The sequence below is a fragment of the Paraglaciecola sp. genome (assembly GCF_039943935.1).
Taxonomy (GTDB): domain Bacteria; phylum Pseudomonadota; class Gammaproteobacteria; order Enterobacterales; family Alteromonadaceae; genus Paraglaciecola.
On the sequence record NZ_JBDUZQ010000013.1, the window covers coordinates 272329 to 294363 of the forward strand.

General features: G+C 38.9%; 19 protein-coding genes. 3 read left to right on the forward strand and 16 right to left on the reverse strand.

Going from position 1 to position 22035, the window contains the following annotated elements:
- Positions 1-10 precede the first annotated feature (10 nt).
- From ABJD71_RS08585 to putP, 8 genes are all read right to left on the reverse strand, one after another.
- Complete coding sequence (locus tag ABJD71_RS08585; protein WP_348167452.1) at positions 11-433, reverse strand: BLUF domain-containing protein; 423 nt, start codon at positions 431-433, stop codon at positions 11-13.
- A gap of 88 nt (positions 434-521) precedes the next feature.
- A complete protein-coding gene (locus ABJD71_RS08590; protein WP_348167455.1) occupies positions 522-2252 on the reverse strand; it encodes an SLC13 family permease in 1731 nt (576 codons plus the stop codon).
- Positions 2253-2271: 19 nt separating this feature from the next.
- The gene (gene cysN, locus ABJD71_RS08595) at positions 2272-3678 is read right to left on the reverse strand and encodes a sulfate adenylyltransferase subunit CysN (RefSeq protein WP_348167458.1); all 1407 of its coding nucleotides are present in this window, start codon (positions 3676-3678) and stop codon (positions 2272-2274) included.
- A 2-nt stretch (positions 3679-3680) separates the two neighbouring features.
- Complete coding sequence (gene cysQ / locus ABJD71_RS08600) at positions 3681-4469, reverse strand: 3'(2'),5'-bisphosphate nucleotidase CysQ (RefSeq protein ID WP_348167461.1); 789 nt, start codon at positions 4467-4469, stop codon at positions 3681-3683.
- Complete coding sequence (cysC, locus tag ABJD71_RS08605; protein ID WP_348167464.1) at positions 4469-5065, reverse strand: adenylyl-sulfate kinase; 597 nt, start codon at positions 5063-5065, stop codon at positions 4469-4471. The genes cysQ and cysC overlap by 1 nt, the downstream gene beginning before the upstream one ends.
- Positions 5065-5979, reverse strand: a complete 915-nt coding sequence (gene cysD / locus ABJD71_RS08610; protein WP_348167467.1) for a sulfate adenylyltransferase subunit CysD — start codon at positions 5977-5979, stop codon at positions 5065-5067. Before cysD ends, cysC begins: the two co-directional genes overlap by 1 nt.
- 130 nt (positions 5980-6109) lie before the next feature.
- Entirely contained in the window at positions 6110-7333 is a 1224-nt protein-coding gene (locus ABJD71_RS08615; protein ID WP_348167470.1) for an EAL domain-containing protein, read from the reverse strand.
- A gap of 57 nt (positions 7334-7390) precedes the next feature.
- Complete coding sequence (putP, locus tag ABJD71_RS08620) at positions 7391-8902, reverse strand: sodium/proline symporter PutP (protein ID WP_348167473.1); 1512 nt, start codon at positions 8900-8902, stop codon at positions 7391-7393.
- 105 nt (positions 8903-9007) lie between these two features.
- Between putP and ABJD71_RS08625 the strand changes: the two genes are divergently transcribed.
- Complete coding sequence (locus ABJD71_RS08625; RefSeq protein WP_348167476.1) at positions 9008-9442, forward strand: GNAT family N-acetyltransferase; 435 nt, start codon at positions 9008-9010, stop codon at positions 9440-9442.
- 82 nt (positions 9443-9524) lie between these two features.
- Here ABJD71_RS08625 and ABJD71_RS08630 read toward each other — a convergent pair whose 3' ends face one another.
- The 8 genes from ABJD71_RS08630 to ABJD71_RS08665 all read right to left on the reverse strand — a co-directional run bounded on the left by ABJD71_RS08630 (position 9525) and on the right by ABJD71_RS08665 (position 17902).
- Positions 9525-10232: a DUF3379 family protein gene (locus tag ABJD71_RS08630; RefSeq protein WP_348167479.1), complete on the reverse strand. Its 708-nt coding sequence runs from the start codon at positions 10230-10232 to the stop codon at positions 9525-9527.
- Positions 10225-10782: a sigma-70 family RNA polymerase sigma factor gene (locus tag ABJD71_RS08635; protein WP_348167482.1), complete on the reverse strand. Its 558-nt coding sequence runs from the start codon at positions 10780-10782 to the stop codon at positions 10225-10227. The genes ABJD71_RS08630 and ABJD71_RS08635 overlap by 8 nt, the downstream gene beginning before the upstream one ends.
- A 73-nt stretch (positions 10783-10855) precedes the next feature.
- Entirely contained in the window at positions 10856-12577 is a 1722-nt protein-coding gene (locus ABJD71_RS08640) for a BatD family protein (protein WP_348167485.1), read from the reverse strand.
- 2 nt (positions 12578-12579) lie between these two features.
- A complete protein-coding gene (locus tag ABJD71_RS08645) occupies positions 12580-14484 on the reverse strand; it encodes a VWA domain-containing protein (protein ID WP_348167488.1) in 1905 nt (634 codons plus the stop codon).
- Positions 14481-15479 (reverse strand): VWA domain-containing protein, encoded by a 999-nt coding sequence (locus ABJD71_RS08650; protein WP_348167491.1) that lies wholly within the window; start codon positions 15477-15479, stop codon positions 14481-14483. Before ABJD71_RS08650 ends, ABJD71_RS08645 begins: the two co-directional genes overlap by 4 nt.
- Positions 15472-15969, reverse strand: coding sequence for a DUF4381 domain-containing protein (locus ABJD71_RS08655; protein ID WP_348167494.1), 498 nt, complete (start codon positions 15967-15969; stop codon positions 15472-15474). Before ABJD71_RS08655 ends, ABJD71_RS08650 begins: the two co-directional genes overlap by 8 nt.
- Complete coding sequence (locus tag ABJD71_RS08660; RefSeq protein ID WP_348167497.1) at positions 15966-16919, reverse strand: DUF58 domain-containing protein; 954 nt, start codon at positions 16917-16919, stop codon at positions 15966-15968. The genes ABJD71_RS08655 and ABJD71_RS08660 overlap by 4 nt, the downstream gene beginning before the upstream one ends.
- A 26-nt stretch (positions 16920-16945) precedes the next feature.
- Entirely contained in the window at positions 16946-17902 is a 957-nt protein-coding gene (locus tag ABJD71_RS08665) for a MoxR family ATPase (RefSeq protein ID WP_348167500.1), read from the reverse strand.
- Between the two features lie 343 nt (positions 17903-18245).
- On the opposite strand from ABJD71_RS08665, the gene fadI reads away from it, so the two are divergent.
- Both fadI and fadJ read left to right on the forward strand, forming a co-directional pair.
- A complete protein-coding gene (gene fadI, locus ABJD71_RS08670; protein ID WP_348167503.1) occupies positions 18246-19556 on the forward strand; it encodes an acetyl-CoA C-acyltransferase FadI in 1311 nt (436 codons plus the stop codon).
- Positions 19557-19566: 10 nt separating this feature from the next.
- A complete protein-coding gene (fadJ, locus tag ABJD71_RS08675) occupies positions 19567-21711 on the forward strand; it encodes a fatty acid oxidation complex subunit alpha FadJ (protein ID WP_348167506.1) in 2145 nt (714 codons plus the stop codon).
- Positions 21712-22035: the final 324 nt, after the last annotated feature.

Genomic DNA, 22035 nt, shown 5'->3' on the forward strand with positions numbered 1-22035 from the left:
GCGTTACTATTCAAGATGTTGTAGGTGCAGAGTTAAGACTTTTTAATAAAAATTTTAAACCGTTTACTTGGATATTAGAAAAAGTCTGTTTTCGCGCAAACTCATTGACTACATGAGTGGTGTCTTGAATAATCTCTTCGGCTAATTCGGCAGAAAACCCCATAGACCAATCTCCAAATTCCCTTATCATTATTGACTGTTTGTATATACATCGAATGTTGTCGTGCCTACTATCATCACTAATCTTCGAGAAAATTGACTCTACATCTAATTGGTTACCCTCTAACACTTGAATGAAGTGGTGAGGCAAGTTTAATAAAAGCCCTGTTACATTCAGTAACTCGTTATTTTTCATTGCACTTTTGAGAATTCGAGGAATGTCGCTTAGTTTAAAATGTTGAGATTTTTCGCTAATGTAAATTAATTGATACATGAAGTTCTCACATTAATCATTCTTATATAAAATAGTTTTACTATTTTAAAAGATAGATTATTTAAATTCGTTTAAATCTAATCTTAGTCTAATTTAAATTATAGTTATAACTTAACAACACAAGAACTATTGTAGAATAACAAGCAGATATCGGTAGCCCAAATTTTATAAAGTGTTTGAACTTATAATTACTCGCACTAAACACCAAAAGGTTTGTTTGGTATCCATAAGGTGAAATAAAGCTAGCGCTAGCTGCAAATGCCACTGCTAAAGCAAACGGCATCAATGGTACCTCTAAGGTTTCAACTAACCCATATGCTAAAGGAAACATAAGCGCTGCTGCTGCATTATTGGTTACTAATTCAGTAAGAAGCAAGGTCAACAAATAAACTGCCACTAAAGCCCATACAGGACTTATTGACAATGCCCAAGGACCCACTAAATCCATTAAGGTAGCAATAACACCCGATTTTTCCAAGGCAGTGGCAAGACTCAAGGCTCCTATAATGACAACTATAAGGTTTAAAGGGATATTGCGCTTTATTTCATTGCTTGATGTAACTCGGCTAAGAACTAAGGTTGATATGAAAAAAAGTAGGCCAGTTGCCAAATTTAAAACAGATGTGGCTGCAAGAGCAACCGTTATTAAGAATCCACCTAACGTAACCCACTCTTGATGTTTTGTTAGTTTTGTTGGTACCTTTTTTTCAGAAAGAATAAAGAAATTTTTAGTTAAGTTATGTCTTTGCATAAAATCTGGACCGGTAGCTAACAGCAAAAAGTCGCCAGCTTGTAGTTTAATCTCTCCTAGTTTTCCTGATAGTGACTCTCCATCTCGCCTTATCGCCACTACTGCGGCATCAAATAAAGCTCTAAAGCCAAGTGCCTTAATAGTTTGACCAATGATTTGAGCACGATTAGAAATAATGACTTCGGTAAGATTATCTCTGAGCAAACCATTAGATTCAGCAAATAGCTTTAAGCCTTTTATATGACTTAGGTTATCAACTTTCTGTATATTTCCAGAGAATATTAATTTGTCACCTGCTTGTATGGTCAAATCTGGGTTGACTGGAGTTATTAGCTTTCCTTTACGCGCGACTTCTATCAAAAACAGCTCAGGTAAGTTTCTTAAATGGTTTTCTTCAACTGTTTTACCTACTAACTCTGAGTCTGCATTAACATCAGCTTCTATGGAGTAGCTATGATACTGAGAACTTTTGTTGCTTATTTCTGGTAAGAAAGGGGTAAGTAGAAACATTAGAACGCCACAACTTATACCAGCTATAAGTCCATAAAGGGTAAAGTCCCAAAATGCAAAACCGGGGTGTCCGTGTTCAATCAGAAAACTATTTACTATTAGGTTTGTAGAGGTCCCAATGAGAGTGACAGTTCCTCCTAAAATGGCTGAATAGGATAGGGGAATAAGTAACCGTGACGCATGATGATATTGATTTTGTTTAACTGGGCCAATCAGGCTAGCAACAATCGCAGTATTGTTAAGTAACGCTGACGATATAAAAGTTAAACCAAATAGTCGCCAAAAACTACTATTGAAGCTTGCTGTTACTAATGTTCGACCAAGTCGCTTAATGAGTGACGTTTTATCAACAGCTGAGCTCACTAAAAGCAGTAATATTAAGGTTATTAAGCCTTGGTTGGTAAGGTTATGTATTACATCTATTATTACTAGTTGTTGACTAGCAATAAGAGACAGTAATGAAGCTGCAAAGATAAGAGATGGGCGCGCGTTAGTAGTAACGAGCGCCAATATAGTACCGGCAAAAATAGCTAATACCAGATACTGGTTAATATCCATATTGTTTTATCTTGCTAGTCTAAAGTTTACTGATATCAGTAGAGTTCCAATGGGGGAAGTGCTTTCTGACCAGTTGATTAAACTCTAATTCAAACTCTGAGAATTGACTTTCATTAGCTTCTTCTGCAGCGTCAATTATCATACCTGCGCCCACAGTTCCATTGGTTAACCTATCAATAATGATAAATGCGCCGGTAGTTCTGTTACGAGTATATGGGTCACAAGCTACAGGTTGGGTTAGCTTAATAGTCCCTACTGCAATTTCGTTTAACGCCAGTCTTACCGCGTCTTTTTGTTCCATTGAATTTACATCAATTTGGTAATCAACATTAGTAACACTGCCAGGTACAAACTTAGTGGCGAATTTAAAACCATATTGCTTATTAGGCATCATAGGCTCTTCGTCCATCCAAACTAAATTAGTACGGTAGGTATTACAATGCAGTGGCAAATTATCACTTTTTACTATCATGTCGCCACGAGAAATATCTATTTCATCTTCAAGAGTGATGGTGGTTGTAAGCGGTGCATAAGCTAACGCTTGTTCACCTTCAAAATTAACTAATGCTTTGACTTTTGACGTTTTACCAGAAGGAAGAGCGGTTATTTCATCCCCCGGCTTTATCTGACCTGAGACAACAGTACCAGCAAACCCTCTGAAGTTTAGGTTGGGACGATTCACGTATTGAACTGGGAAGCGGAAGTCATCAGCATTAATGTCATCATTAATTTCTATGTTTTCCAGCATGGTCATTAAGGTTTCACCCTTATACCAAGGTGTATTTTCGCTTGGGTTAACAACGTTATCGCCATCTAGAGCAGATAAAGGAATAAACTGAATGTCAGGTATTTCCAACTCTTCAGCAAAAACTAAGTAATCCTTTTTAATATCTTCATACACAGTTTCACTGTAGTCTTTCAGATCCATTTTATTGATTGCAACTATGACATGCTTGATTCCAAGCAAAGATGCTAAAAACGAGTGGCGACGAGTTTGAGTTTTAACCCCTCCACGAGCGTCGATTAAAATAATAGCTACATCACAGGTTGAAGCACCAGTAACCATATTACGAGTGTATTGTTCATGGCCTGGAGTATCAGCAATAATGAATTTACGTTTGTCAGTTGAGAAATAACGATAGGCAACATCTATAGTGATACCTTGCTCACGTTCTGACTGTAACCCATCAACTAAAAGCGCTAAGTCTACTTTTTCTCCTGTAGTCCCTACCTTTTTACTGTCTTTAGTTATGGCTGCTAATTGATCTTCAAAGATCATTTTTGAGTCGTGTAGTAAACGACCTATTAAAGTACTTTTACCATCATCCACACTACCGCAAGTTAAAAACCGGAGCATGTCTTTCTTTTCATGTTGTTCAAGATATCCTAAGATATCTGATTGTAATAAAGTATTTTCGCTATTCATAATCAGCAACTCACTAAGAAATAAGGGTTTAAAACGGAATCTTTTTGATTGTATTTAAGAGGTTCAGCATCTGCCTTTAAAGCATCTGTTGAGTCTTCTATTATGGTTACTTTACCACCTGCAGCCTCAACTACTGCTTGCGCGGCGCCAGTATCCCATTCAGATGTAGGACCTAATCGAGGGTACAAATGTGCAGCCCCTTCTGCTACTAAGCAAAGCTTTAAGGAACTTCCCATAGCCACGAGCTCTGTTTCTCCGTCCAAAGAATCAAGTAACGCTTTGATTTCTGGACTTTGGTGAGAACGACTTCCTACTATTTTCCACGTTTCGCCCGCTTCTCTTACTTTAGGGGTTATTGCAGCTTTAACCCCTGAAGTAATTTTATAAGCTCCTTGCCCAGCAACACCAACATAGGTCTGTTCAAGGACTGGGGCATAGACAACGCCGAACACAGGAACGCCATTTTTTATCAAAGCTATATTAACGGTGAATTCACCATTTTTCTTGATAAATTCTTTAGTACCATCTAAAGGATCAACTAACCAATAGTTTGACCACTTATCGCGTTCATCCCAAGGGATATTTGCTGACTCTTCAGATAAAATAGGCAGATTGGAAACGGATGTTAAACCGTCCACAATACAATTGTGGGCAGCAAGGTCTGCTTCCGTTAATGGGCTTTCATCTGACTTTTCGTAAATGGCAAAGTCTCTTTCATATATTTCCATAATTTTGTCACCCGCTTGATGGGTGATCTCAATTACGCTTTGAATAAGCTTTTCATCTAACATCAGTCAATAATTCCTTTTTCTTTAAGTAAGTCAAAAAGTTGTTCTGCAGATTCTGCTGCACTTTGGCCAGTGTAGGTCAGCGTTATTTCAGGGGATTCTGGCGCTTCATAAGGAGAGTCTATTCCTGTAAAGTCTTTAATTTCACCTTGCCTAGCTTTTTGATATAGCCCTTTTGGGTCACGCTTTTCGCACTCTTCGATAGGGGTATCAATGAATACTTCAATGAATTCGAGTTCTTCAAGTAAATTACGACAAAAATCACGTTCACTTTTAAAAGGTGAAATAAAGGCGGTAAGCACTATTACACCAGCATCAACAAATAACTTTGCCACTTCACCAACACGACGAACATTTTCGACTCTGTCTTTATCGCTAAAGGTGAGGTCGCCACATAAGCCATGACGAACATTATCTCCATCTAGTAAATAGGTGTGTTTGCTATGTTCGGCTAATTTTTTTTCTAATAAGTTGGCAATCGTCGATTTGCCAGAGCCGCTTAATCCTGTTAGCCATAAAACGCAGGGCTTTTGGTTTTTGGCAGTAGCTCGCCGTGTCTTGTTTACATCATGCTGATGCCAAACAATGTTGGTTTCCATTAGAAATACCCTTCCATCTTTTTCTTCTCCATCGAGCCAGATGAATCATGGTCAATAACTCGACCTTGTCTTTCAGAAGTTTTAGTTAAAAGCATTTCTTGAATTACTTCAGGTAAGGTTGCGGCAGTTGATTCGACTGCACCTGTAAGAGGGTAACAACCTAAGGTTCTAAAACGCACAGATTTCATTTCTGGCGTCTCGCCATCTTCTAATGGCATGCGATCATCATCAACCATAATCAATACTCCATCTCTATCTACAACTGGGCGTGGTTTCGCCAAGTAAAGAGAAGGAATTTCAATGTTCTCCATGTATATATATTGCCAGATATCTAACTCAGTCCAATTTGACATGGGGAATACACGTATGCTTTCACCTTTGTTGACTTGGGAATTATATACATTCCATAACTCAGGGCGTTGATTTTTAGGGTCCCATCTATGGTTGTCATCACGGAATGAATAAACACGCTCTTTAGCTCGAGATTTTTCTTCGTCCCTTCTTGCCCCACCAAAAGCGGCATCAAACTTGTAGTGGTCTAAAGCCTGCTTAAGGCCAGCGGTTTTCATGATGTCAGTGTGCTTAGCACTACCATGAGAAAATGGCCCCACATTCATTTTTAAACCATCTGGGTTGATATGTACTAATAGGTTCAAGTCATGTTTTTTAGCCATTTCATCGCGAAAGGCAATCATTTCTTGGAACTTCCAAGTTGTATCTACATGTAATAAAGGAAAAGGTATTTTACCAGGAGCAAAAGCCTTTCTTGCTAAATGCAATAGTACTGATGAGTCCTTTCCGACAGAATACAGCATTACTGGATTATCAAATTCAGCTGCTACTTCACGGAATATATGAATGCTTTCCGCTTCAAGTTGTTTTAAATGTGTCACAGTAGGTATCGAGGTTGACATAGATTTCTCACGCTAAAGTTTGAGGGGTTATATTAATTAATTCTATAGTTAGAACCATAACAAAAAAAATAGTAAAATTGTATTTATTATTAAAGATAAAAGTATTTTCTTTCTTTTAATTTCTGATGCATTAAGAGTGTAGGGCGTCCATTCTTTTCGATGACCATATTAGAGATTCTTCATAGATATCAGCAGATGTGTCGTAATCAACTTGTAATTCTAGGCAATACTGTTTGATGCTTTGCCATGCAGCCTTTTCATATAATTCACATAGCTTTAAAAGTTCTGCATAGGTTCCAGTACGATAAACGATGGCATCTTTTAGCTCTGTAGATAGTGGTAATTTATTAACTAGTTCCTGTAAATCCCCATCAACCATAGCATCTAGTAAAGACAATAACCCCATCAAAAATGCCGACGATTGCGAGTTCTGTGGTGAGTTCTTTAAGACCATCAACTCACAAAACCTTGCTCTTACAAGTGCCATCACGGTCAATTCTCTTGGCTTCTCTTGGGAAAACTGAGCGCTAAAGAGTAATGAGGTGAAGCGTTGTAACTCTTGCATTCCAAGTGCTAGAACAGCTTGCTTAATGTTCTCTATCATAATACTTCGTTTAAATATTGGAGATTGTGCATACCGAAGTAGTTTGTAAGATAAATTAGCGTCACCTTCAAATATGGAAGTAATAATACTAACATCAGGGGAGCTTTTATTTGATTCTGACATTAAGTTCACGACAGATAACTGTGAAGGGGTAAATGCAACGGTTTTAACCATCTCTGGTTTGCTAAAAAAATAACCTTGAAAATACTCACACCCTATCTCTAATGCGTGTTGGTATTCTTTGTAGGTTTCTATTTTTTCTGCTAACAATTTAATGTGTGGAAAATCTTTTACTATCATGACTATTTGCTCAAACTGAAGAGGGGAGGTTAGCGAGTAGTCAATTTTGATTATATCTACATATGGAAAAAAATGCAGCCAGACTGGCTTATGCTCATAGTCGTCTAAGGCAATGGTATAGCCTTTTTCTTTGAGCTCAATACAAACTCCGAGTAATTTTTTCCCTGGCTTAACTGTTTCTAATATTTCAACAACAATATGTTCTTTCGGTAATAATAGTGGGTATCGTTTTAACAATGATTCGTGGGTAAAATTAATAAAGGCCAGTGAACCCTCTGTTAGATTGCTTAGTCCCAAGTTGAACTCGAGCCCTTCAATTAATTTTGCTGTTGCTTCATTATCGTTAATATTAGGGAAAACATTATCTAAACTATCTCTAAACAATAATTCATATGCGTATAACTCTTTTGATTTTGTTAATATTGGTTGACGTGCAACATAAAAATTCACCCGTTTTTCCTCTTTAAACAATGACGCATAGCTAACATTATTAAACCAGTATGCATTTTAGGCTTGTTTCAAGGCTTTTGCTACCTCATCAAATGTTGTCTGTAGTTCTGTGTTGGTTTGCTTTTCTATTAAACTAACTAAAATGATAGTTATACTACATACTATAAAGCCAGGAATTATTTCATACATCCAACTACTTAGACTATGCCCATAAATTGTTACGGGTAAGTAAATCCAAAGCAACACCGTAATAGCACCAAGTAGCATCCCTAAAATAGCTGATAAACCAGTCATATTTTTCCAAAAAAGACTGATTAAAATTACTGGACCAAAAGCCGCTCCAAATCCAGCCCAAGCATTGCTTACTAAGGTTAAAATACTACTATTTCTATCGTGGGCTAGATAAACAGCTACCAATGCAACCAAAGCCACAGATAATCTTCCTGCTATAATTAATTCTTTTTGACTTGCGTGACGTCTAAAAAAGGTTTGGTAAAAGTCTCCAGTCAATGAACTTGAAGTCACGAGTAATTGCGAGGAGATTGTACTCATTATTGCAGCTAAAATTGCGCCTAATAAAAAGCCACCTATCAATGGATTAAATAGTAACTGTGATAAATAAATGAAAATAGTCTCAGGGTCGGTGAGTGTGCCATTATTTGCAGTGACGTAGGCAAGCCCCATTAAGCCTGTTGCTAACGCGCCTATTATAGAAACTAGCATCCAACTGATGCCAATTCTTCGAGCTACTTTAACGTCTTTGACTGAACGTATAGCCATAAAGCGCACTATTATGTGCGGTTGGCCAAAGTATCCTAATCCCCACGATAATAAAGAAATTATGCCTATTAGTGATACCGCTTTTCCAGTGGATGCATCATGAAAAACAGCCATATAGTTTGCAGGCAAAGTTTCTAACTGGGACACTGCTTCTGGTATTCCGCCTAATTCGAAAACAACCACAACAGGCACCAATACTAGGGAGACAAACATAATACACCCTTGTACAAAGTCAGTGATACTCACGGCTGTAAAACCACCAAGCATAGTATAAGCCACAACTACTCCTGCTGTTATATATAGCCCCAATTCGTAATCCAAACCAAATGAGCTTTCAAATAACTTACCGCCTGCTACTACACCCGATGAAGTATACAAGGTAAAGAAAACAACGATGACAATTGATGAAATAAGTCTCAGACTTCTAGAGGTGTCATTAAAACGATTTTCAAAGTAGTCTGGAATCGTTATTGCATTCTTAGCAAGCTCCGTATAAACACGTAGTCTGGGGGCAACCCATAAGTAGTTTAAATATGCGCCTATTACTAACCCCACAGCAATCCAAGCACTAGATAGCCCAGATACATACATTGCCCCCGGAAGGCCCATTAGCATCCAGCCGCTCATATCGGATGCCCCAGCGGATAAAGCGGTAACCTTGGGGCTTAAATTTCTTCCTCCTAACATGTACCCCTCAACATCAGTACTAGACTGTTTGAAAGAGTATAAGCCTATCCCCAGCATGACGATGAAATAAAGACTTAGAGATACAAAGGATAAGGGGTCCATTAACGATTCCTAAATTAAAAATTTGCTCTTATTGAGCTTATCATTATGATATTTATTTATGCTAACAACTGAGTGCTAGATATTCTAGCCACATCAAGAGTTTATATGAAAAGAAAGACCTTTAACGAGCTTGACATTAGAGAGCTATACGCAATATGTAAATTGCGGCAAGATGTTTTTATAGTTGAACAAAATAGCATTTATAATGACTTAGATGGGTTAGATCAGACATCAGTTCATTTTTTAGATATCAACGATAACGAAGAAATTATTGGTTACGCTAGGTACAGAGAAGTTGGAAAAGAGCACTTTAAGCTTGAAAGAGTGGTACTAAGAGAAGACTCAAGGGGAGGTGGTCGTGGTAAAACTATTATTGAACAAATGTTAACCGATATCCGACTGACAACCCCAAGTGCAAAAATTTCACTCTCAGCACAGACTAATGCCCTTAAGTTTTATCATTCGCTAGGTTTTCAAGCGGTAGGTGAGCCTTATGATGATGGGGGGATTGAGCATATAACTATGATGCTTAAAGGCTGATACTGTTTTACTTGTTATTTAATGTAACTATCAGGCAAACCCGATTGTATTAGGTATTGCCTGACTAATTAATTTCTATTGTCTAAGCAGAAAATTTAAACTTTTTACTAAGAGTTTGCTTAGCTTTATGAACATTAGAGCCGTTATCACCCACTACGATTACACTGGCTCTTGTAAAGTCCATTGTTTCACCAGAGTAGTTGTTATCTTTTGATACACTTTGGCTATCAAAATTATTTTCATTTGGCACAACAAAAACAGTGACTTTATCATTACCTACTTGCATAACCATATGTAAACTTCTAATTTCATTGAAGTCACAGAAGTTAGCATAGTAAATTTGGTCAACATTATCTGTTAGTTGCCCCCCAAAACTAGCGAGTTTGGCATTTACCTGCTCCAAAGTAATGTTTTCATGTGCTCCTAATGCATGCTCCCCCTCAGCCCGAACATGAGCAATGGCATTCTCAGAAAGATTAACCAAAGATGTAGACTGCCATAATGTAAAGCTTATACCCATAACAAATGCTACTGATGCCACCATCGCAAACTGAAAAACAGTTCGCTTTTTCGTTTTGGCATGTCGTTCCATTGTCTGTTTGAGTAACAATTTATGTACTAGATCCGCAGGAACATCTACTTCAAAAGCTTGTTCCATTTTTTTATCAAGTAATTTAAGTTCTTTGTAAAAATCTTGTTTTTTAGGGTCAGCCAACATAGTTTCCTTAAGCTTCAAATCTTGGCTATTAGGGTCACTATAAAGAGTACGACGAAATTCTAAATCATCCATTTTTACGCCCCATATCTACATTATTTTTTTCAAGGGTTTCTTTGACTTGGTTACGCGCCCGAAACAATCGGGTCATCACTGTATTTTTGTTGAGATTAAGTTGCTTTGCTATTTCATCTCCACTGTAGCCAAACATAATCTGCAGCATCAAAGGTTCTCTATATTCTTCACTTAGTGATGCCATTATTTCTCTTAGCTCTTTGTGTTCAATTTCCACTTCATTTGTTAGTTGTTCGTCCATTACAGACACATCATCAATATCAACCAAATCAAACTGTTTGCGCTCAAATCGCCTAGCGTTTTCTCTTCGTAAAATTGTAATTAACCAAGACTTAGCAGCTTTTTCGTCTTTTAATGAATCTAAAGACTTCCAAGCGCGAAGAAAGGTTTCCTGTACTATGTCTTCCGCAACTGCTTTGTCTTTTACAAGCCAATACGCATAACGGTAAATATCGGTATGTAATGCCAGTACGAGCACTTCATAGCGTTTTTGTTTATTTGCCATGTCATTAGAGACCGAGGCTTGCTTATTTTCCTTTCGAGAAAACATTAATTTTTCGCCTTTGGTATGAGGGATAAACACCCCAATGAATTTTCATTCTAGCAAATCTGTATAAATGAGCTTAAGTATTTGGATGTAAGGGCATTAAATTTGTATTGGCTTGCGCTTTCTTCATATGTTTTTGGTCTTTTCGAAGTTTACGTAAAACTTTATGTAAGTCTTTAGCGCTCCATTCTGCTTGGTTTTTAGAATATCTTGATGCCAATAGTCTATTCACTAGGCTTTCGAGTTCTGGTTCTTCTAACCTAGACATGCATAGCGCTAACGACGCACTTCTATCGTTTGTAATATTTCTTAACCATATCTCTAAATATTGTTGGGTGCCTAAAGCATCATTTTTATCTAGTGCTTTTTCTAAGGCTCGCCAACTTGATTGTTCGCTTTCAGTGACTCTTGGGGTGGATTCGGAGGAGGGATTAGAGTTACTTGAAAGGCTTTTAATATGGTACCACCAAGCCAATACAGTTATACCCCATAAAATAATTAAACCTAAACAAACCCATTGCCAATAGCTTGTTTGAATTTGAACTGGAACTTCAGCAGTTATGGGAGGTGCGATATCTGTCAGCTTCTGAGTACTTTGGACGTCTGGAGTTGTTGGCGTGTTAGGTACGTTTTGAATGGTGGCAGGATTAACCTGCATAGTTTTGGCTGGTAATGTTGCATATTCAGTTTTTTCGGTAACGGTATTAAACCAAGCAACTTTTACCTCAGGTATCAGTAATTCACCAACCTCATTGGGGATGATTGCAATACTTTCTTTACGTTGTGCAATTAATGTATTGTCTTTTACAAGGGTGGCCGTTTCAGCTTTGTCAGGGTACGTTTTTACAGAGCTAGGATAGCTGCTTAATATTTCTGGTAGCTGCTCTTCAACCACATCTATAGCGCTTAAGGTAATAGTACGAGTAACAGGTTCGCCTAAAACTAACTCATTTACACCTGACTGCCATTCATCATTTATTTTCACATATTCACTTGGCAGCCAGCTTTCTGTATAACCGCTTGGGATGGGCTTTATTTCGATAGTTTGCTCAGGACCGACTCGATTGACTACTTTACTGCGGTTAAAAAATCCAAAACTTTGTTGTGAGTTGTCAATTAGCTCCCCTTCAAACAGTGGACCGTTAATAGTAAATTTGCCACTTTTCTGAGGGATAATGGCAAAGGTTCTTTCAATGATTCGGTATCTTCTGTTTTCTACAATTTCATTATATTCTTTATCTTTGCCTATCTGACGTATGTCAGCATTTTCTAAAGTCGGGCTAGATAAGGTGCCTCTTTGTAAATCTCTACCTAGGTGTAATTTAACCGTGTATTGAATTTGTTGCTGTAAATAGGCTTTATCAAGGTCCACCTCAGTGGTTATAAAAAGCTCTCTGCCTTTTGATGAGGTTGATGCGGATATAGGCATAACTAATACATCAAAAGGTTCTGTTTTATTACCATTCAAGTCAAAAGAGGGGATAGTAAAGCGGCCTTGTTTTCTAGGTATTAATACCGTTGACCAAGTTTTACTTTGGGTGGTTTTAAAGTTAATCATCTTAGTTTGAGAGCTGATCGAAGTGCGGCCAACTACGAAGTCTTTCATTAAAAACGATGAATCAAATGCATTAGTATCTATATCGCCATTAGCAATAACACTTAGTATAAACGATTCATCAACCATGACAGGGTTTTTATCTACAGATGCTTTGACTTCAATGCTTTGTGCAAGACTGAAGTGACAAAAACTGTATAAGCATAAGCCGATTATAATTTGAATGATTTTTGACTTTATCACTACTACCAATTCCTCTGTATATTAGTTGGTAAACGCTCTTGTTTTCGTTGCTGTGACTCGATCAACATTTTACGTTTCAATAAAAATGCTGGGTCGTCAGGTATCTTATTCAATAAGCTTTGCATACGTTGCATTTGCTCTCTTTGCTCGTCTGTTAGCTCTTCTTCATTTCCCCCTGCCACTTGTGCTTGTTGTTCTTCAGTTTGCTGTTGTTCTTCATTGTCTTCTTGCTGTTGAGCATTTTGATCTTGTTGCTCTGAATCTTCAGCATCTTGTGATGGCTCTGAATCACTTTCAGATTGCTCAGAGTTCTGTTGTTCACTTTGATTTGACTCTTGTTGATCCGTATTTTGCTCTTGTTCTTGCTGATCTGAATTTTGATTTTCTTGACCGTCGGAGTCTTGCTGGTCAGATTGCTGTTGATCATCAGTGTTATCGCCATCGTGCTGCTCGGACTGATCATCAGACTGCTCTTGCTGATCTTGTTGTTGCTGCTCCTGCTGTTCTTTTAACTTCTCAATTAAGGCTTTATTTGCTGCCGCGTCTTCATGATCTGGTTGCGATGCTAATACCTTATCGTAAGCGGCAATTGCTTGGTCCAGCTCCCCTAATTGTGCTAACGCGTTGCCTGCGTTATACATAGCTTCTGGATATGTAATATCTGCCGGCGATACTTCTGAAAAAGACGCTAATGCACCTTGATAGTCTTGACTCTTATACTGGGATGTACCACGCCATAATGGATCTTCAAAAGTACTTGCCGCTTCTTCAAAGCTATTTTGGTTAAAGGCTTTTAAAGCTTGTTGATCCTTGGTCTGCCACATGTCTTGCCACCAATTAGCTTGGGCACTTGGGGTATATGCAGGTAGTAAGCAGGTCAGTAAAAAAACGCTGATAAGACCTCTTCTAAAACTGTAAGCTGCAAAGGGCAATAGTAGTAATAATAAGTATGGGCCCATTTCTTGCCATTTATCACCAAAGTTATCTTGTTGTTCTTGCTCTTCTTTTGAAGTGCTGCGGTCAATTTCATCTTGCCCCATCAAATAATCAATATCGTTGTCGTTACTTTGCATTGACACATACCTGCCCCCAGCACTCCTTGCTAATGATTTTAAATTTGCAGTAGTAAGCTTAGGAATGACAATTGCCCCGCGGTTGTCTTTTAGTAATTCTCCATCAACAAGTTTAATTGGTGCACCTTCTTCTGTACCAACAGCTAATATGGATAACCTAAATAACGAACTGTTGACGACTTCGCTTACCTCTTTCATTTGTTGATTTGATACCCCATCGGTGATCCAAAAAATTTCACCCTGTTGATATCCCGCACTAGTTAACAATTCAATAGCGGCTTCGATACCTAACACTGGTTCACTACCAGCAATGGGCATGATTTCAGGGGTCAAACTCGGAATAAGTGTTGTGAGATTTTGGGCATCGCTACTTAGGGGGCTAATTGTAAAAGCATCTCCTGCATAGGCCACTAAGCCAGTTTCACCTTCAGTAATGGTATTAACTAAATCAATCGCTTTGTATTTTGCTCGGGTTAATCTATTTGGAGTAATGTCTGTGGCTCGCATAGACAAAGACATATCAATTAGCACAACCTTGCCAGTATTAAGTTGATATACAGGTTGAGGTAATCTCTCCCATGTGGGACCAGCTAGTGCTAATACAGCAATTATCCAGCAAAACCCTAGTAAATATAAAGGAGGGCGGGCTTGTTTAACGCCATCTGTCGTTATCAAATGTTGATACAAATGACTGGCTAATACGCTTTTCCAACCTGACTGTTGTCTATGAAGATGGCGTAACAGTCCCACCACTATAATTAGCGGTATGATAGCCCACAGCCAATAAGGCCTAATAAAATGAAAATCATTTAAGAGGGTTAGGTAGTCTGTCATTGTTTAGCCCCCAAAAATACATAGTGCTTAGCTAAAGAAAATAGCGCCATAAATAAAGTAATGAAAATTGCAATTCCTAAAGGGTAATAAAAAAGTGCTTGTAGAGGGCGCATCTGACGGCTTTCTCGTGCTATTGGTTCAAGCTTATCTAGGGTGGCGTATATTTGTCGTAGAGATTCTGCATCTCTCGCTCTAAAGTATCGCCCACCTGTTGATGTGGCTATGTCTGTTAGCATATCTTCATCTAAATCTTGAGAAGGGTTGACTTGGCGTTTGCCAAAAAAGCTCTGCACTAACATTTTGTCGGCGCCTACACCTATGGTGTAAATTGTGACTCCGTTATTTATCGCCAACTCGTTGGCTTGCTCTGGGGTAATATTTCCGGCGGTATTTTGGCCATCAGTTAATAAAACTAATACTTTGTTTGATTCTTTTTTGGTTTCAAAGCGCTTTATTGCTAAACCAATTGCGTCTCCAATAGCAGTTTGTTCACCTACCAATCCAATAAGGGACTCATCGAGTAACTGTTCAACTGTTTCTCTATCATAGGTAAGGGGGGCTTGTAGGTAGGCCGTGTCTGCAAACAGTATTAATCCGAGTCTATCGCCCACACGACGTTCAATAAAATCACCTAACACATACTTAATCATTTTTAATCTGTCGACTTGCCTTCCATTAACTTCCATGTCGTCAATTTTCATACTGCCTGATAAATCTACGGCAATCATTAAGTCTCGGCCTTCTGCAGGAATGCTGATTGGCTCGCCTAACCACTGTGGCTTAGCAGAAGCTGTAATCAAAGCTATCCACGCCAGACTTGCAAAAAACAATCGCCACTTTTTAATCCCTCTAGTATGATTTTGCGCTTCAATACCGACAGTTAATGTTGGTACTTTTAGTGCTGCTTCTTGGCCTTGTTTTTTACTTGGCAATAAAAGTGCAAGTAGCGGAAGCGGTAAAAAATATAATGCCCATAACCATTCAAACTCAAGCATGATCTTGCTCCAGTTGCTTTATTACAGACTTTTTCGGAGGTAATGCAGTGCGTAACCAATCTGAGGTATGCTTTTTATAACTATCAAAATTATCAGTAGAGTCTTGTTTATATAAAGATTGCTGCAAGCTGGTAATGTTATCTATAAATTCTTGGTTATGTTTCTTATTAAAGCTGGTAACTAAAAATTTCACCCAATCGTCACCATACATTTGATGCACATTTATGCTGGTAAAGTAACGGATTGAAGCTCGTTTAAGAAGCTGGTTTAGCTGTGCTAAACCCTCTTTATGTTGGTGATCAATCAATGCTAGCTCTTGTAAAGCTTGACGCTTCGCAGCTCTTACTTTGTAATAATTCACTGCCCATATCGATGTGAATACGATAACTGCAAGTATCAACATGGCAAGTATCCACCATCCGTATGCAGGCGGCCACACATCTATTGCTGAAGGGGCATGTATATCTTTTAAATTTTCCAACGGATTCATTTTTTCTTTCTCCCTGAAAATCGATCCAGTTGGACTTCTAAGGGTGAACCGGCATCAATGGGGAGAACCTTTGCTTTGCATTGTGTCAAAGTCTGTTCAATTTTTTCAAAGTGGGCTTGATGCTGATTGGTGTAAGCTTGCTCAGTTCTTTTCTCTCCCAAATTAATTTGCTGTCGGTTAGTTCCATCACTCAGGGTAACGCGCTGGCTAACTTTTACATTGGGTAATTGATGTTCAAATGGGTCACTTAAAGGGTAGGCAATCACTTCATTGTGTTTACTTAACTGAGAAATATGCTGTTTAGCTAATTCATTTAGTTGGCTAAAGTCACTAATAATAAAAATTAGGCTTCCCGGGTGAGCCAAGCGCCGTAATCTGGCTAATGCATCTGATAGTGTAACTTGAGTATCGCCAGTGTCTTTAGCGGTTCTCTGCATTTTTATCATGCTATTTAACAATGACAATACTGCTTTTTGCCGCGTAAATGGTTTGCATTCTAAGTGTTGATACTGGTTGAACACTAAGCCGCCAATACGGTCTCCGCGTTTTCTTGCTGACCAAGCTATCAAAGCGCTTAAATGTGCTGCTTGAATGGATTTAAAAAGTAACTGGGTTCCAAACTGCATATTGCTAGACATATCGGTGAGAACAAAAACGGGACGTTCTTTTTCCTCTCGATATAGCTTAGTATGAGTTTTACCGGTACGAGCGGTAACCCGCCAGTCAATGGCTCGAATATCATCACCTGGCTGATAATGGCGAGCTTCATCAAATTCCATACCTCGGCCTTTGGTTTTGGCAATATAACCACCAGATAACTTAGCTTGAACAGCTTTTCGCGGAGTAAGGTTCAATAAACTGGTTTTACTTTGATAGTGTAAAAGTTCTTTAATACCAAGATTTACTCCATCACTGTGAACCTGTGCTAACCATTGAGAATTGTTTTGCATAGCGCTTCCTTCAACTACCCGTTTGCTTAAGGAACAGTGACAAGTCGCAGTATTTTATCTAGAACTTGGTTTCTACTTACGCCTTCGGCTTCGGCTTCATAACTCAGTATGATTCTGTGGCGCAACACATTATGAAATACCGCCTGAATGTTATCTGGCCCAACAAAATCCCGGCCCATTAGCCAAGCGTGAGCGCGGGCACATTTATCCAAAGCGATTGTCGCTCGCGGACTTGCGCCAAATTCTAGCCAATTAGCAAGATCTGCATGGTATTTTTCAGGTTGTCTTGTGGCCACAATAAGCTGCACTAAATATTGCTCAAGGGATTCATCTAAATGAATTTTAAGCAGATCCTGTCTTGCTTCAAAAATATCGCCTTGAGTCAAATTTGGTGGCGTTACAGGCGTCACGTGCATGGCTTCTTTACGGGTTAAACGCAAAATTTCTAGTTCGGTTGCAGCACCAGGGTAATCAATTTCTAAATGCATCATGAAGCGATCAAGTTGCGCTTCTGGCAAGGGGTAAGTCCCTTCTTGCTCTATTGGGTTTTGGGTGGCCATAACCAAGAATAAGTCAGGCAGTGTATAGGTTTTATTTCCTACAGTAATTTGCCTTTCAGCCATAGCTTCTAAAAGTGCAGACTGAACTTTAGCAGGGGCACGGTTTATTTCATCTGCTAACACTAGATTATGAAATAAAGGACCTTTTTGAAAAACAAAGTTTCCAGTTTCTGGCCTATAGATGTCTGTTCCAGTTAAATCTGCGGGAAGTAGATCTGGCGTAAATTGAACTCGATGAAAATCTCCTTCTACTCCATTTGCTAATGCATTCACTGCTCTAGTCTTCGCGAGTCCAGGCGGGCCTTCAACTAATAAGTGTCCATCAGCTAATAAGGCCAATAGTATGTTTTGGGTCAGCGTTTGCTGGCCGACAACTTGGCTGTCTAAGTAGTTACGTAACTGGATAAATTTTTCAGCAGTCATTTTGCTAACTCTTCCTTCTTATGGGGAATTTAATACTTTTGATGAATGAAATTTGCACAAAAGCCAATAGTTTGTGATTTTTGCCACAGGTTACTGACAATGCATTCTATATAGGGTTCCATTGCTGAAATACAATGTTACAAAAGGTCAAAAATGAAGTTTTTATTTAATCAATCCTCTTCTTTTAATCCTTAATGGATTTAGATGGCTATTATTCTTTGTCGTGAGTGAATACAAAAAGTGCATGAATACCCCTGACTTGCAGTCGCTATATTAACTATGTACAATCCATTCTTTACAGGTCAGACCACTTGTGGCAAGCTAAAATCAAAAGGATTAATAGATGACAACTAACCAAATAGTGAAAACAAGAGATGGCGATAGAATAGCCATAGTAGCTGGCTTACGAACCCCTTTTGCTAAAATGGCCACATATTTTAATGGTGTGCCAGCTGTTGATTTAGGCAAGATGGTTGTTAACGAAATGCTGGTCCGTAACAATGTTGATCCGAACCTGATTCAACAACTAGTTTACGGCCAAGTGGTGCAGATGCCTGAGGCACCAAATATTGCTCGTGAGATTGTTTTAGGCACAGGTATGAATGTGCAAACCGATGCTTATAGTGTATCTAGAGCCTGTGCCACAAGTTTTCAATCTACCGTTAGTATTGCCGAGTCGATGATGGCGGGGAATATCAATGTTGGAGTTGCAGGTGGTGCTGACTCTACTTCTGTATCACCAATTGGAGTGTCGAAAACATTAGCCAGAGCATTAACTGACCTTCAAAAAACTAAAACGCTTCCTCAAAAGTGGAATGTATTGAAAAAGCTTGGTCTGAAAGATCTATTACCCGTGCCCCCAGCGGTTGCTGAATATTCTACTGGTTTATCCATGGGACAAACTGCTGAGCAAATGGCGAAAAGCCACGGTATAAGTCGAAAAGAACAAGATGCTCTAGCTCACAGGTCACATAGTCTTGCTGCTCAAAGCTGGGAAGAAGGCAAGTTAGCTAATGAAGTTATGACAGCATATGCAGAACCATTTAAAGGGGCTTTAGAGAAAGATAACAATGTACGGTTTGACTCAAAACTTGAAGGCTACGCCAAGTTAAGGCCCGTATTCGATAGAAAGCACGGAACAGTCACTGCTGCTAATGCTACCCCCTTGACTGATGGCGCTTCAGCTATTTTGATGATGACTGAAAGCCGTGCAAAGGAGCTCGGTTATAAACCTTTAGGATATATAAAGAGCTATGCTTGGGCAGCGATTGACGTATGGGAAGATATGTTAATGGGTCCTTCGTACGCAACACCTATGGCTCTTGAAAAAGCAGGTATGACACTTAATGATTTAACCTTAATTGAAATGCATGAGGCTTTTGCAGCGCAAACATTAGCGAACATTAAAATGTTTGCCAGCGATAAATTTGCCCAAGAAAAGCTAGGCAGAAGTAAAGCCACAGGTGAGATTGATATGGACAAATTTAATGTAATGGGAAGCTCTTTGGCTTACGGCCACCCGTTTGCTGCAACTGGCACGCGAATGATTACACAAATGCTAAATGAGCTTAATAGAAGAGGAGGTGGTGCAGGATTACTAACTGCTTGTGCTGCTGGTGGTTTAGCCGCTGCTATGATCGTAGAAACTGAATAGGGTGAATGACATGACTATAAGTAATGATACCAAAGAAATAGAGAGTGCCTTCTCCCTTGATGTTCGAGATGATGGTGTAGCTATATTGACAATGGATGTTCCAGGCGAAAGCATGAACACTCTGAAAGTCGAGTTTTCACAGCAAATAGAAGATGTACTATCTCAAATTAATGCAGATAGCAGCATTAAAGGTGTAGTGTTAGTTAGTGGTAAAGATAACTCATTTGTAGCCGGAGCGGATATCAGCATGTTGGCCGCTTGTGAAAATGCGGAAGATGCCACAAGTATTGCTAAAGGCGGTCAACAAATGTTTGACCGTATTGAAGCTATGCCAGTTACTTTTGTTGCTGCTATCCATGGGCCTGCATTAGGAGGCGGTTTAGAATTGGCATTAGCCTGCCATTATCGAGTGTGTAGTGATGATGCGAAAACGCAACTTGGCTTACCTGAAGTGCAATTAGGCCTCCTTCCAGGAAGTGGCGGAACACAGCGATTACCGAGATTAATTAGCGTACAAAAAGCCATGAAAATGATGCTTACGGGGAGCCCTGCTCGAGCTAAACAAGCTCTTAAATATGGCATAGTCGATGATATGGTTCCAAAGTCTATATTACTTGATGTTGCCATCGAAATGGCTAAAAAACCTAAGCCTAAACGTAAAGGTCCTAAACTGGATGTTATGGGTAAGTTTTTAGAAAAAACTAATGTTGGTCGTAACATTATGTTTAAACAAGCTCGTAAACAAACGGCTTCTAAAACCCAAGGTAATTACCCTTCTCCAGAACTGATCATCGATTGTATTGAGACTGGGTTAAGTAAAGGCATGAAGCAGGGTCTTGAAGTAGAGGCATCGCATTTTGGTCAATTAGTGATGAGCCCTGAATCTGCCTCTTTGAGAAGTTTATTCTTTGCCACTACTGACATGAAGAAAGAGTCTGGCATTGAAGGCGTTAAACCTGAGGTTGTGAATAGAGTAGGGGTGTTAGGTGGTGGCTTGATGGGAGGAGGAATTGCCTTTGTTACTGCCAGTAAAGCTGGTATGACTGTTAGAATTAAAGACATCCGTACCGAGGGTATTGCTAACGCCATTAAGTACAGCTATGACATTTTAAATAAGAAGTTTAAACGTCGATTTATTAAAAAGTCAGAAATGCAAAAGCAATTGGCATTACTAACAGGAAGTGTTGATTATACGGGATTTAATGAAACTGATGTGGTGATCGAAGCGGTTTTTGAAGATCTAGAACTTAAGCAACAAATGGTCGCTGATGTAGAAGAAAACTGCTCAGAGAGTACTATATTTGCTTCTAATACATCTTCCATTCCAATTGGGCAGATTGCAGCCGAAGCTAAAAGACCGGAGAATGTAATAGGTTTACACTATTTTTCTCCTGTAGATAAAATGCCTCTAGCTGAAGTGATTGCTCACAATAAAACCTCAGACAAAACAATTTCGACTACTGTTGAGTTAGCTAAAAAACAAGGTAAAACACCTATTGTTGTAAAAGATGGTGCAGGGTTCTATGTGAATCGTATTTTAGCGCCCTACATGAATGCAGCTGCGGAAGTTCTGCTTAGTGGTGAGCCCATTGAACATATCGACAAATCTTTAGTTAAATTCGGATTCCCAGTAGGGCCTATTAAGTTACTTGATGAAGTTGGAATAGATGTTGGTACAAAAATAGGACCGATTTTAGAAGCTCAATTTGGTGATAGATTTGCATCAAATCCTGACTTTAATAAAATATTAACTGATGGCCGAAAAGGTAAAAAGAACGGCAAAGGTTTTTATGATTATTCTGGGAAAAGCACAGGTAAGAAAGTTGATAAGTCTTTGTATGATTTGTTAGGCATTACACCAGCAATAAAACAAAGCCAGGAGCAAATTTCTGAGCGTTGTGTATTACTTATGTTGAATGAAGCTGCCATGTGTTTAGATGAAGGGGTCATTCGTAATGCAAGAGATGGCGATATTGGTGCAATCTTTGGGATTGGCTTCCCTCCTTTTTTAGGTGGACCATTCCGATATATGCATAGTTTAGGCATAGAACATGTGGTTAATAGGCTTGAATATTATCAAAGTGTTTATGGAGATAAGTATACTCCAGCGGCATGCTTGAAGCTTATGCTTGGCGAGAAACGTTCTTTTTACTAACCAAGATATTTGATATACCCAGCCGAGCTGACATATACCCAAGCTCGGCTTTTTTTTGTTTGAAACCCATGTACACTAGCGGCAATTTCAATACAGAGGCAAATTATTACCGCTTATGTATTTCGGGACATAACAGTTGTTATGAATCTTACTTAAATTTGGTGAGGTGGATATGTTGTTTCTTATTTTAAGTTCATTCGTTTGGTATTACATATATTATGTGCAATCGCTGAAAACAGGCTTAACAGCAAAAAACTGGGCGCTTGCTGGGTTGTTTTTGGGGCCTATAATGTACCCTCTTTTTAGGTCGCATCAACGAATAAA